This is a genomic window from Cupriavidus alkaliphilus (genome assembly GCF_900094595.1).
Lineage (GTDB): Bacteria > Pseudomonadota > Gammaproteobacteria > Burkholderiales > Burkholderiaceae > Cupriavidus > Cupriavidus alkaliphilus.
The window spans coordinates 456,509-469,607 of sequence record NZ_FMAD01000002.1 but is presented as its reverse complement, the minus strand read 5'-3'; the positions used below and the strand labels follow the sequence as shown (position 1 = coordinate 469,607).

13 protein-coding genes are annotated in these 13,099 nt (G+C 66.7%); 12 read left to right on the top strand and 1 reads right to left on the bottom strand.

Annotated elements, in window-relative coordinates:
• Positions 1–37: 37 nt before the first annotated feature.
• The gene (locus GA0116996_RS05680) at positions 38–1,318 is read right to left on the bottom strand and encodes a glycosyltransferase family 87 protein (protein WP_244159765.1); all 1,281 of its coding nucleotides are present in this window, start codon (positions 1,316–1,318) and stop codon (positions 38–40) included.
• A 1,042-nt stretch (positions 1,319–2,360) separates the two neighbouring features.
• Between GA0116996_RS05680 and GA0116996_RS05675 the strand changes: the two genes are divergently transcribed.
• The 12 genes from GA0116996_RS05675 (at position 2,361) to GA0116996_RS05620 (ending at position 13,063) form a co-directional block, all read left to right on the top strand.
• Positions 2,361–2,564 (top strand): Flp family type IVb pilin, encoded by a 204-nt coding sequence (locus tag GA0116996_RS05675; RefSeq protein ID WP_092308078.1) that lies wholly within the window; start codon positions 2,361–2,363, stop codon positions 2,562–2,564.
• 85 nt (positions 2,565–2,649) lie between these two features.
• Positions 2,650–2,832 carry a Flp family type IVb pilin gene (locus GA0116996_RS05670; RefSeq protein WP_092308076.1) on the top strand — a complete coding sequence of 61 codons (183 nt, stop codon included), beginning with the start codon at positions 2,650–2,652 and terminating at the stop codon, positions 2,830–2,832.
• Positions 2,833–2,847: 15 nt separating this feature from the next.
• The gene (locus GA0116996_RS05665; protein ID WP_092308074.1) at positions 2,848–3,351 is read left to right on the top strand and encodes an A24 family peptidase; all 504 of its coding nucleotides are present in this window, start codon (positions 2,848–2,850) and stop codon (positions 3,349–3,351) included.
• Between the two features lie 73 nt (positions 3,352–3,424).
• Entirely contained in the window at positions 3,425–4,846 is a 1,422-nt protein-coding gene (locus GA0116996_RS05660; RefSeq protein ID WP_092308072.1) for an ATP-binding protein, read from the top strand.
• Between the two features lie 42 nt (positions 4,847–4,888).
• Positions 4,889–5,734 carry a Flp pilus assembly protein CpaB gene (gene cpaB / locus GA0116996_RS05655; protein ID WP_092308070.1) on the top strand — a complete coding sequence of 282 codons (846 nt, stop codon included), beginning with the start codon at positions 4,889–4,891 and terminating at the stop codon, positions 5,732–5,734.
• A gap of 71 nt (positions 5,735–5,805) precedes the next feature.
• Positions 5,806–7,671: a type II and III secretion system protein family protein gene (locus GA0116996_RS05650; RefSeq protein ID WP_092308068.1), complete on the top strand. Its 1,866-nt coding sequence runs from the start codon at positions 5,806–5,808 to the stop codon at positions 7,669–7,671.
• Positions 7,672–7,694: 23 nt separating this feature from the next.
• On the top strand, positions 7,695–8,030 hold the full coding sequence (locus tag GA0116996_RS05645) for a hypothetical protein (protein ID WP_092308066.1): 336 nt from the start codon (positions 7,695–7,697) through the stop codon (positions 8,028–8,030).
• Between the two features lie 25 nt (positions 8,031–8,055).
• Complete coding sequence (locus GA0116996_RS05640; protein WP_167355476.1) at positions 8,056–9,357, top strand: pilus assembly protein TadG-related protein; 1,302 nt, start codon at positions 8,056–8,058, stop codon at positions 9,355–9,357.
• 9 nt (positions 9,358–9,366) lie between these two features.
• Positions 9,367–9,900, top strand: a complete 534-nt coding sequence (locus tag GA0116996_RS05635) for a TadE/TadG family type IV pilus assembly protein (RefSeq protein WP_244159763.1) — start codon at positions 9,367–9,369, stop codon at positions 9,898–9,900.
• Positions 9,897–10,364: a TadE/TadG family type IV pilus assembly protein gene (locus tag GA0116996_RS05630; RefSeq protein ID WP_092308062.1), complete on the top strand. Its 468-nt coding sequence runs from the start codon at positions 9,897–9,899 to the stop codon at positions 10,362–10,364. Before GA0116996_RS05635 ends, GA0116996_RS05630 begins: the two co-directional genes overlap by 4 nt.
• A gap of 70 nt (positions 10,365–10,434) precedes the next feature.
• Positions 10,435–11,628 carry a CpaE/TadZ family protein gene (locus GA0116996_RS05625; protein WP_092308396.1) on the top strand — a complete coding sequence of 398 codons (1,194 nt, stop codon included), beginning with the start codon at positions 10,435–10,437 and terminating at the stop codon, positions 11,626–11,628.
• 61 nt (positions 11,629–11,689) lie between these two features.
• Positions 11,690–13,063: a TadA family conjugal transfer-associated ATPase gene (locus GA0116996_RS05620; protein ID WP_092308060.1), complete on the top strand. Its 1,374-nt coding sequence runs from the start codon at positions 11,690–11,692 to the stop codon at positions 13,061–13,063.
• The last annotated feature ends 36 nt before the right edge of the window (positions 13,064–13,099 follow it).

Sequence of the window (13,099 nt, the reverse complement as noted above, 5' to 3'; positions counted from 1 at the left end):
ATCCGTTTCCTCCATGGCGCGCGACGCACGCCTCTTCTCAGGCATCGCGCGGTGCCTTGCCGGTCCGCTCCTGCCGGATTCGCCAGACGCCAAGTCCAAGCGCCAGCATCAAGCCCAGCGCCATCGGCTGAAAGCCTAGCCGCTCACCCATCGTCATGCCGCATAGCGGCAGCAGCCACAGCGCCACCAAAAGCTCGCGCTCGCCACGCAACCACCCGTTGCGGTAGCCATGCATGCCCAGCCAGGCGATGGCCAGGCCGAGAAAAGCGAGGTCGTAGTCCCAGAGATAAGCTGGCACCAGCAGCCCGGCGCAGCACAGCACGGCCGCGCGCAGCGCGAAGCTGCATGGCCGCGACCATGCATAGACCACCGCGGCCAGCGCCGCCGCGGCAACCATGCCGTGCAGCGCATAAGACAATGCCGTGCCACCGCCCAGCGCCTGCACGGCGGCGAACACGGTCGCCATGCGCACGAGCAAGGCGGCGCCGTTCTCCACCTGGGCCGCCGCGCGGTTGGCGTTGCCCAGGAACGCCACGAACGGCTCGGTGCCAAACGCCAGCAACGCCATCAATACCAGCCCCAGCGCTGTCACCGCCATCGAGCCCAGCGCGCGCCAGTTGCGCGCGCACAGCAGCGCCACCGGGAACATCAGCGCGAGATGCGGCTTGACCGTGAGCAGGCCCAGCAGCAGGCCAGCTAGCACCGGCCGCGTGCGCAGACAGGCCAGCGCCAAACCGGCGCAACCGGCCAGCCACAATGCATTCTGACCTGCGGCAAGTACCACGGCGATGCCGGGGAATGCCAGCGCGGTCAGCCAGGCCTCGCGCGGCAGCGTGCGGCACAGCGCCCATGCATACCAGGCAGCGCCCCCTGCGAGAAACAGGAATGTGGCCAATCCATAGGGCAGCAGCCCGAAGGCAAGCACGAAGAAAAGGAAAGTCGGGGGATACAGCCATGGCAGCGCCTCATACCCGAGAGCCATCTCAGGCACGGTGGCAAACTCCATCTTCCCCAACATCGCATAGTCGTACGGCGCGGCCCCGCCGTTGACGAGCGTCAGTTTGGCGGCACTCCAGAACACCACGAAATCTCCGCCCGGGTCAAACACCCCTGACACGTCGAGCACGCAGGCGCGGAAGGTCCAAATGCCAAAAAACAGCGCATAGCAGACCAGTGCCACGTACGAATAGAGGCGCAGGCGTCCGAAGTCTAGCCAGTGCGCACCGGGCGCGCGCCGTGTGCGCTGGCCGCGCGTGACCGTGGATGTCTGCGTCATGGAAGCCCCCCCCTTTGCTTGCCTGTGCGGGCTGCCGTGCACGCATTGCGCAGCGGATGCCTGCGGCAACGGGGACGCGCCCTTTTTGCGTAGTCTTGTAGAGCCAGCACATTCGCGCAAGGCAGTGGAAGGGCTAAGAGCTTGGCGGACGTGGCAGAAAACACGGCACGGGCTGCTGACGTTTCAGTTCTGAATCACGACCGCTCTGCTGGCGCAACGCCGCTGGCGCAAAGGATTTCCGGTGCGCCGCGCCGTGGCCCTGGCCCTGGCGGCGCAATACGCGGGAAGCGAACGTTTCCTCGCGGAAACGTCGGCCGCGCAGCGACAGGACTCGTCCATCTGTCAGCCGCGGACACTTCGCCTACCAGTCTGCAATCCGATTGCTCAACCAGGCGCGGTAGGCATCGCATCGCTTCTCATGCTTATGGCTGAGGCGCGCAGACGGCCCGGGACGTAGGCCATCACGACTGCGCCATGCATGGCCTCATTCAAAAGTCTTGTCATCCAAAAACCGTTGCGGCGCGCGCGTTTCCCGGTGGCAACAAGCTTCTGCCCAAATCCCCGCTTTGCCGCCGCGCCGACGCTCGCAGCTTCACACAGCCAGCCGGAAAGCCTTTGGCCACAAGGACTTGCGTCTGGCTGGCCCGCGCTTTGCCTAATGGCTGGCATGCGGCGCACCGCCAGACGCTCCGCAAGTGCCAGCACAGCGATTGCCGGCAGAACCACGTACACAAGGGGAGCATCACCATGCCAGCTGACCGCCAGCCCGCGATTCCGCACCGCTACGCCAAGGAGATCCTCTCCGCGCGGCGCGGTAGCAGCGTGCCGCCGCGCAGCGCGGCATGCGCGGGCACAAGCCATCACGCCTCACGTTGCATGCACGCCTCGGCCGAACGCCGGCTGCAGGCACGCAGCCCGCGTGGCGCGCGCGCTGGCGCCGGTCGCTGGCCATTCCATGCCTGTGCAACGTGTGCGCCGCCCGGCAACCGTCTGAGCAGTCGATTTACCCCACGCTGAATCCGTAGCGATGTTGAAGAGAAGTCCGCAAGCCCGCGAGGGCGCTTTTCCACCCAAGGAGATTGTCATGCAAAGCCTGATCCATACCCTGAAGCAGTTTGTCCGTGACGAAGACGGCGTTACCGCCATCGAGTACGGCCTGATCGCCGCACTGATCGCTGTCGTGATCATTGCTTCGGTCACGCTCGTTGGCACGCAGCTGAGCGCCATCTTCAACTACATCCAAGGAAGGCTCGTGGTGCCGGCAGCGCCGGCGGGCGGTGGGGCGTGATGTAAGTAGCGGCATCAAGCGACGGCGTGGATCCTTGCGGTCCACGCCCTTACCGGAAATCGAATAGCCCCGTTGGGAAGACACCATGCGACCAGCCCATGCACTGTGGAACGACTTCCGGCAGGACGAGCGTGGCGTGACTTCAATCGAGTACGCGCTCTTGGGCTCGCTGATCGCCATGGTGATAGTGAGTGCAGTCACCACGCTAGGCACCCAGGTCCGGACGCTTTATGAACTGGTGGTGTCGGTCGTGCCATTGATGCCATAAGAGACGGAAATTGCCATGTCTGCCACCTCGACGCTCTCACCCTTTATCGGCCCGCTCACCATAGTGATCGTGCTGACGGCCGCTGCCATCGATCTGCAGCGCCGTCGGATCCCGAACTGGCTGACCTTTGGCGCATGGATGCTGGCCGTGCCCGTGCAAATCGCGATGCACGGATTCGGGCACGGATTGATGGATTGGACGCTCGGCTGGCTCACCGGCCTGGCGATCTTCCTGCCGCTATATGCGTTGCGCGGCATGGCAGCCGGCGATGTAAAGCTCATGGCTGCCGTTGGCGCGTGGCTCGGCCCGGCCATGGCCTTCGAGATCGCACTGATGGCATGCCTGGTGGGCGGCGTTTGGGCGCTGGCGCTGGTCTACTGGTTCCGCAGCGGTGCCCTCGTGCTACGCAATGTCTGGGGCATCGTGCGAGCAAAGCCAGGTGCCCAGTCGGTGGGCTCGCTGCCCTACGGCGTGGCGATCGCCGCGGGCACGCTGGTCACGCTGTTCGCCAGCACATGACATGAACCACGCAACGAACCCGTCAACGGCTGAACCATTGACGAACGCGCACACCAGCGAACGGGGAACGGCAATGATCGAGCACCACGAATCAACAGGCCATGCAGCGCGGCATCTCGAACCGGTGCCGCTCAGCGCCCACGACGGGCACGCCGATCCCGGCATCGCCCCAACGCCGCCCTGGCACGTCATGCCCCGGACCATCGCTGATACGGGGCTGGATATCTCCCTGCTGCTCGGCCTGCTGCTGAAGGCCGCGTACCTGCACCGCAGTGTCACCCTGGCGGTGCTGACCGATACGCTGAAGCTGCCGGCCACCGTGGTCAACGAAGTCGCTACCGTGGCGGTGCGCGAGCGCCTGCTCGAGATTGCCCACCGCGGCGCAAGCGACCTTGACGTGCGCTTCCGCCTGACCGACGCCGGCTACACCCGCGCTGCCGAAGCGATGGCGCGCTGCTGCTACGCCGGCGCCGCGCCGGTAACGCTGAGCGCTTATCTCGATGCCGTGCAGCGCCACTCGGTCAGCCATACCTCGGTGACCAAGGCCGACGTCACCGCGGCGTTCCACGACCAGGTCGTGCCGCTGCAGCTGCTCGATGCGATCGGCATGGCGCTCAATACGTGCCGCGCATTGATGATCTACGGCCCGCCAGGCAGCGGCAAGACCTACCTGGCGCAGCGACTGGGCGCGCTGCTGCCCGGCGCGGTGCCGGTGCCGCAGGCGATCACGGTCGCCGGAGAAATCATCCAGGTATTCGACCCGCTCGTGCATGTGCCGTTCGACGACAGCGAGACCTCGCTTGGGCGCCGCTCGCAGGACCGCCGCTGGATCCTGTGCCACCGGCCGGTGGTGCTCTCGGGCGGCGAGCTGACCCTGTCGATGCTGGACCTGCGCTATGACGGCACCTCGGGCTTCTACCAGGCGCCGCCGCACATGAAGGCCAACAACGGCATCTACATCGTCGACGACCTGGGCCGCCAGTTGGTCGGGGTCTCCGAGCTGCTCAACCGCTGGATCGTGCCGCTGGACCGCAACGTCGACATGTTCACCCTGCGCACCGGCGTGCGCTTCTCGGTGCCGTTCGATGTCTGGCCGGTGTTCTCGACCAACCTCCAACCGTCCGAGCTCGCCGACGATGCGTTCCTGCGCCGCCTCGGCAGCAAGCTTTACGTGGGGCCGCTGTCACAGGACGACTATCGCGAGGTGTACCTGCGCACCGCCGCCGAATTCGGCCTGACCAGCAGCGACACGGTGCTCGATTTCCTGATGCAGGGCCTGCATTTCTCCGGCGATACGCCGCTGCTGGCTTGCATCCCGCGGGACCTGCTGCGGCTGGTCGCATCGGGGGTGCGCTACCACGGCCACGCTGCGCAGGTCACCGAAGAAGCGCTGCTCAATGCCTGGCAGAGCTACTACGGGCTGCGGCCTGCACCTGACACCCCGCCGCCCGGCCTGCGCGACCGCTGGCCCGACGGGCACCGCGCCGCCGGCTGACACGGCAACCCACACACACGGACCATTGCAGGGAGAGTCATCATGAAAAACACACGCGCAATCCTGATGCTGCTGATCGCCCTCGTCGCGGGCGCCGCGGCGGTGGTGTCGGCCTCACGCTGGCTGATGCAACAGTCTTCGAGCGCAGTCAAGCAGGTGGTCGTGGCCACCGTTGACCTGAACCTGGGACAACCACTCAACGGCAGCCAGTTGCGGCTCGTCAGCTGGCCGTCGGGCAGCGTGCCGCCCGGTGCCTTCGAAGACGTAAAAGCGCTGGAAGGCCGCGTGGTGCGCACCAGCCTGCAGCGCGGCGAGCCCGTCCTCGACGCCAAGCTGGCGCCGATCGGCACCAAGGGCGGCCTTTCCGCCGTGATCAATGACGGCAAGCGCGCCATTACCGTGCGCGTGAACGATGTCGTAGGCGTAGCCGGCTTCGCGCTGCCGGGCAACTACGTCGACGTGATCGTCAATACCAACGAGGAAGCCAAGAGCACGCAGGCCGGCAGCATCTCGAAAATCGTGCTCGAGAAGATCCTGGTGCTGGCGGTGGCACAGCAGGTCAGCCGCGACGACACCCAGCCCAAGGTGGTCAATGCCGTGACGCTGGAGGTCACGCCGGAGCAGGCCGAGAAACTGGACGTGGCGCGCAGCGTCGGCACGCTGTCGCTGGTGCTGCGCAACCAGATGGACGTGGCCGACATCAACACCGGCGGCGCCACCAAGGGCACGTTGCTCGGCAAGGCACCGGAAGCGGCGCCGGTCAAGGTAGTCACCCAGACCGCCACGCGCACCGTGGTCAAGACCCGCACGGTGGTGGCCCAGCCGGCGCGCCCGGGCAACTGCATCGGGGTGCTGGCCGGCATGCAGGGCGGCGTCGAGTGCTTCTGAGCCACCGCGCCAAGGAAACGGCCCATTCCCGTCAAACCAGACAGGCATCACGCTCCGGGGGGAGATCCAACATGAAACACAGCCAAACCAACGCCGCCGGCGGCACCCGCATCCTGGTGCTGGCCGCCATCCTCTGCACGCCGTTCGCGGCGGCCGCGCAGGCCGCCATGGAGGCGGGCAGCGTGACCAAGGCCACCACGCCGGCCGCCGCCAAGGCCCCGGCGACGCCAATGCAGATGACGATCAGCATGACGCCCGGGGCGCCGGCAACGGTCGCGCAGAACACGGCGCCGGCACCAGCGCCGGCCGCCGAGGCGCGCGGGCCCAACTGCACCGGAGCGATCCGCAATGAGTCCAACGTGATCGTGCCGGTCGGCAAGTCGCAGCTCATTCCGCTACCGGAGGCAGTACGCAACCGGACCCTGGGCAATCCCAACGTGGTGCAGGCCACCATGGTGTCGCCGCAGACACTGTATGTGCTGGGCCGCAGTGTCGGCACCACCAACATGATCGTGCAGGGCCGCAGCGGCTCCTGCAGCATCATCAACGTGGTGGTCAACGCCGATTCGGGCGGCCTGCAGACCTCGCTTGGTCAGCTCCTGCCCGGCGAGCCCGGGATCCGCGTGATGACGGCAGCCGACAACCTGGTGCTGACCGGCAGCGTCACCAACGCACAGTCGGCGCAGATGGCCATGGACATCGCGCAGGCCTACGCCAACGCCGCGCACAGCGATGGCACCAAGAAGGGCGGCGTGATCAACATGATGTCGGTCGATACGCCGCAGCAGGTGATGCTGGAAGTCAAGGTGGCCGAGGTCTCGAAGACGCTGCTGAACCAGCTCGGCTCGACCGTGAACCTGCAGGGCGGCTTCGGTTCCTGGAGCGGCGGGCTGGTGACGTCGCTGCTGACCGGCGCTTCCACCGCGATCTTCGCCAGCAAGGCCAACAACCGGCCGTTCGACGTGGCCCTCGATGCGCAGAAGAACGACAGCCTGGTCAAGATCCTGGCCGAGCCCAACCTCGTCACCATCAGCGGCCAGGAAGCCAGCTTCCTCGCCGGCGGCAAGATCTACATCCCGGTGGCGCAGAGCAACGTCCTGAACGGTGCCGGCACGGTCACCCTGCAGGAAGAGGAATTCGGCGTGGGGCTGAAGTTCACGCCCACGGTACTGGCCAACGGCCGCATCCACCTGAAGGTGGCACCGGAAGTCTCCGAACTGTCGCCCACTGGCGCGACCGTGCGCGGCGGCACCCTGGCCGGCCAGACTGTATTGCCGGTGATCACTACCCGCCGTGCCTCCACCACCGTGCAGATGCGCGACGGCGAAAGCTTCGCCATCGGCGGCCTGCTGACAGACAGCGCGCGCGGCTCACTGAAGGCGCTGCCGGGGGCGGGAGAAGTGCCGGTGCTGGGCACGCTGTTCCGCAGCACCCAATACCAGCAGGACCTGACCGAGTTGGTGTTCATCATCACGCCGCGCCTGGTCAAGCCGATGCAAACCAGCAACTACCCGCTGCCGACCGACAGCTTCTCCACGCCCAACCCGCTGTCGCTGTACTTCATGGGCAATATGGAAGGCAGCGGCAAGCCGGTACCGGCACCCGCGCCCGCCCCGTCGCAGCCGGCCGCGCCCGCCGCAGCGCCCGCCACCGCACCGGCGGCACCGCGCAGCGAAGCCGCGCCGACATCGGTGTCGATGGGCCCGTTGCCGAACGGCCGCCCGCTGAACGAGCCGGCCGCACCTGCGGCGGCACCGCTGGCCGTCGCCGCGGCGCTCAACCAGGCCAGGACAGCGCCGGCGGCAGCGGCCGCGCCGCCGGCAGAAGACACCGCCGCGCGCATCGCCCGCATCGAAGCCACCGCCGCGCGCCTGGCGCAGGCACGGACTGCCACTACCGCGAGCCCAGCCGGGCGCAATGCCTCGGGCGGCAACTGAACCGCGCCACAGGAGAAACGATCATGAGCAAGAACCTGAACCTCTCGCGCGGCGCCGCCGCAGTGGTGCTCGGCACCCTGGCCTGCCTGACGCTATCCGCCTGCATGACCTCGACCCCGGTGTGGGATCGCCAGCGCGGCGTGGCCCTGGCCACGGTCACGCAAATGCAGATCATCAACCCCGACGCGCCGGCGGGCCTGCCCACCGTCACCGGCACCGACGGCAAGACCGCAGTAGCGGCGATGCGGAACTTCGACCGCTCGCTGTCGAAGCCGCAACAGGGCGGCACGCCCGCCATGACCATCGACTTCGGCGCCGGCAGCTACGGCGGCGTGGGCATGGGCGGCGGCTCGCGCTGATCTCAACCAAACCGGGAGCGCCATCATGACCAGACCCAGGTTTCACGGCACCGCGCTGGCGCACCGCCACGCACGGCAGCGCGGCGCCGTCGCCATCATCATGGGGATTGTGATCGTGGTCCTGGTCGGTTTCGTGGGCCTGGCGCTCGATCTGGGCAAGCTGTACGTGGCCAAGAGCGAGCTGCAGAACAGCGCCGATGCATGCGCGCTGGCTGCGGCGCGCGACCTCACCGGCGCCACGCCGCTGGCAGTGTCCGAGGCGGCCGGCATCACCGCCGGCTCGCGCAACCAGGCCCTGTTCCAGCGCGAACAGGTGCAGCTCGTCGCGAGCGAAAGCGTGACTTACACCGATTCGCTCGACAATCCCTTCCTCGACAAGGATTCGGCTACCTATCCGCTCAATACCATCAAGTATGTGCGCTGCGACGTAGCCCGCGTGGGCATCGCGCATTGGTTCGCGCATGTGCTCAATGCCATGCCGGGCGTCAACATCGGACCCAGCACCGTGGCGGCCTTCGCCGTGGCGACCACCACCTCGGCGCAAACCGCCTGTGCGATCCCGGTATTCGTGTGCCGGCCCGACACCGCCTCGCCGCCCGTGCCCGGAGGCTACACCATCGGGCAGTGGCTGATCACCAAATCAGGCACCGCGGACAAGGACAGCGTGGCCTATGGCGGCGGCAATTTCGGCTGGGCCGACCTGACCGGCGGCAGCAGCGCCAAGGACCTGGCCAACCAGCTCAAGGGCGCGGGCCAGTGCAACCTGCCGGCTACGGGCACCCAGATCGGCACCACCGGCGACAAGGCTTCCATTGCCGACGAATGGAACAGCCGCTTCGGCATCGTCAAGGCCGGCAAGACCGTGGGGGTAACCGACTTCACCGGCTTTGCCTATACGGACGCGACCTGGACCGCCCAATTCAATGCCTACAACGGCAGTTCGAGCGACAGCCTGGGCAATGCACAGCCGAACTTCCTCGCCGCGCGCAACTCCTTCCGTTCGTACCAGGGCGACGCCACCACGCTGCTCGACACGCAAGGCAACGCCTCGGCCAGGGCCACGCACGAGGCCGGGGCCGACCGCCGGCTGGTGCTGGCGCCGGTCGTCGACTGCACCTCGCTCGCCACCGCCGGCACCCACAAGATTCCGGTCACCGGCTGGGCCTGCCTGCTGATGGTCGAGCCGATGCAAAAGGGCGGCCGCAACGACACCGTGCGGCTGGAATACCGCGGCGACTCGACCATGGCGGGCAGCCCGTGCGCGACGCAGGGCATGCCCGGCGCAGGCGGCGGGGCCGGCCCGCTGGTTCCGGTGCTGGTGCAATAGGAGACGGCGATGACACGGCTCTTGATGCTGCGCAAGCAAACGCGCAAGCCCTCGGCAAGGCGCCAGCGCGGCGTGGCCGCAGTGGAGTTCGGCATCCTGCTTGCGCCGATGGTGCTGATGGCGTGCGGCGTGGCCGAATTCGGCCGCGCGATCTACCAGTACGACACGCTGACCAAGGCGACCCGTACGGCAACGCGCTACCTGTCGCAGTTTTCCCCGGACGATGTCGGTTATCCGGCAGCCGCTGCCAAGTGCCTGGCGGTGTATGGCAACAGCGCCTGCAGCGGCGACACGCTTGCGCCTGGACTAAGCACCTCGATGGTAGTGATTTGCGATCGGGTGGACGCCAGTGGATGCGCTGGCCAGTCGTTCAGCAACGTTAATACCTACGACAACCCGGGCGGTGCCGGCACGCCGGCCGGTACGGTGAACCTGGTCGCAGTACGGATTACCGGCTTTGCCTACTCGCCGCTGCAGTCCTTTATCGACGTGAGCGGGTTGACCTTCAGCGACATCACTACCGTCATGAGGCAAGTGCTATGAGACCGCTCGCCCTTCCCCATCCCGCTCGCACGCGGTCGTGCCAGCGCGGTGCCGCCATCGTCGAATTCGGCCTGATTGCGGGCGTGTTCTTCACGCTACTGGTCGGCATCGCGGAATTCTCGCGCGTGCTGTTCTACTGGAATACCGCCGCGGAGGCGACCCGCCTGGGCGCGCGCATGGCGGTGGTGTGCGACGCCGGCGACGCCGTCATCAAGACACGCATGCGCGACATGCTGCCGCTGCTGCAGAACTCGAACATCAGCCTGGCCTATGAGCCCGCAGGCTGCGCCGCCGATGCGGCCACCGCGCGCGCAAGCTGCCAGAGCGTCACCGTGAGCGTGACAGGCGTTACGGTGAACACGGTGATCCCGCTGGTACCAGTGAGCCTCGGCATGCCGCCGTTCACCACCACCATGACGCGCGAGAGCCTGCGCACGTCCACTGGCGGCACGGTTTGCAGCTGATGCCTCCAGACCGCTTCCACCCGAACCCAGACATCGCCCCAAGCATCGACAAGTGCATCGCGAGGACATCATGCTGAAGATCCTGATCGCATCCGAAGACAGCGACCGGCTCGCCGAGATCACCCGGCTCAGCGCCGTGGTTGGAAACTTCCAGGCCATGCCGCTCGAGGAAAACCTGGCGCGCTTTCCCTTCCATGCCAACCGGCTGCGCATGGCCGACCTGATGATCCTCGAGCTGCCCGCGGTCGGCCCGGGACAGATGCTCGCCATCGAGACCCTGCGCCAGCAGCACCCGGGCCTGCCCTGCATCCTGGTCACGCAGGCGCTGGACTCCGACGTGCTGATCAAAGCGATGCGCGCAGGCATCCGCGACGTGCTCTCATGGCCGCTGGACAAGGCCCAGCTGGCCGAGGCGCTCAAGCGGGTGGAAGCCACGCACGTGCCGCGCGAGCAGGAAGCGGCACAGGTCATCTCGGTGATCTCCTGCAAGGGCGGTGCCGGCACCAGCTTTGTCGCTGCCAACCTGGGCGACGCGTTGGCACGCCACCTCGGCAAGCGCGTGCTGGTGGTGGACCTGAACCGGCATTTCGGCGACCTCACCCACCTGGTCAGCGACAAGGTCCCGCCGTCGACGCTGCCCGAGATCTGCAGTCAGATCGAACGGGCCGACGCCGCTTTCCTTGACGCCTGCCTGGTGCATGTGGACAACGGCTTCGACGTGCTCGCCGGCGCGCGCGATCCGGTCAAGGCCAGCCAGATTCAGCAGGACAAGCTGGAGTGGATTCTGTCAGTGATCCAGCCTGGCTACGACTTCGTGATCTTCGATATCGGACAGAGCATCGACCCGGTTTCACTCTGCATGCTGGACCACAGCGATCGCATCTGCGTGGTGGCGGAACCCGCCATTGCCTACGGACCGCCGGGGCGCCGCCTGATCGAGATCCTGCGGGCGTTGCGCTATCCCCCCGACAAGATCCGCCTGGTGCTGAACCGGACCGGGCGCAAGAACGAAGTGCCGCGCGCATCGATGGAAGATATCTTCGGCATGAAGGTCGCGTTCGCGTTGCCTGACGATCCGTCGGTGGTGGAGGAATCGGTCAGCCATGGCGAGCCCGTGGCAAAGCTGAGCCGGCGCAGCGGCATTGCACGCGCGCTGCAGGCCATGGCCACGCAGCTTGCCGCCAGCCCCGAGGCCGAGCGGCGGGTGCGGTCCGAAGCGGTATCGCCGCTGCGTCGGCTGATGCTGCGCGCCAGGAACACCTGACCCTCGGGACGCACTTCAAGTCCGCACGGCAACGCGCAAAACACATACAAGGGGAACCATCATGTCCATTCGCGAACAGCTGACCACCGCCGCACCCGCTTTCCATGCCAACGGCAGCGCATCGATCCAGTTCGGCGGGCAGGCCAGGGCCTCGACCTCGCCCGGCTACCACGCACTGAAGCGCGACGTACACGAGACCGTGCTCGACCGGGTCGAGCTGGAGCGCCTGGCGCGCTTCCCGCAAGAACAGGTGCGGCAGGAGATCGCGGCGCTGGTCAGCCTGATTGTCGATGAACAGAAGGTGCTGCTCAACGATAACGAACGCCGGCAGCTCACCGTTGAGATCTATGACGAGATGTTTGGCTTTGGCCCGCTCGAGCCGCTGTTGAAAGACCCCACCGTCTCGGACATCCTGGTCAATACTTCGCGGCAGACCTATGTCGAGCGGCGGGGCAAGCTCGAGCTTACCGATGTGGTTTTCTACGACGACGCGCACCTGATGAAGGTGATCGAGAAGATCGTGTCGCGCATGGGCCGCCGCATCGACGAGACCAGCCCGATGGTGGATGCACGCCTGCCCGACGGCTCGCGCGTGAACGCGATCATCCCGCCCTCCGCGATCGATGGGCCGCTGCTGTCGATCCGCCGCTTTGCCGTCAATCCGTTGCAGGTCACCGACCTGGTCAACCTGCGCAGCCTGACCCCGCCGATGGCGCAACTGCTGCAAGCGCTGTCGACCGCCAAGGTGAACGTGCTGGTCTCCGGCGGCACCGGCAGCGGCAAGACCACGCTGCTGAACATCCTTTCAGGCTTCATCCCGGAAGATGAGCGGGTCATCACCATCGAGGATGCGGCCGAGTTGCAGATGCGCCAACCCCACGTGCTACGGCTGGAAACGCGCCCGCCCAATATCGAAGGCAAAGGCGAGATCAACCAGCGCGCGCTGGTGCGCAACGCGCTGCGGATGCGCCCCGACCGCATCATCCTCGGCGAGGTGCGCGGCGGCGAGGCGCTCGACATGCTCAATGCAATGAACACCGGCCACGAAGGCTCGCTCACCACCATCCATGCCAACACACCGCGCGACGCGCTGACGCGGCTGGAAAACATGGTCAGCATGGCCGGGCTGAGCATGCCCGCCAAGGCCATGCGCCAGCAGATCGCCTCGGCCATCACCGTGATCGTGCAGGCGGCACGCCTGACCGACGGGCGCCGCAAGATCATCAGCATCTCCGAGATTACCGGCATGGAAGGCGACATCATCAACATGCAGGAGATCTTCACCTTCCAGCGCACCGGCGTGGACAAGGACGGCACCGTGCGTGGACTGTTCCGCGCTACCGGCGTCTATCCCAAGTTCGCCGAGCGGCTGCGCGTGTTTGGCGTGGGCTTGCCGGACGAAACCTATGATCCGGCCAAGCGCTTCGAGGTCTGAGCACGACCCACGCCATCCAGGTTCATCATTCCGGGG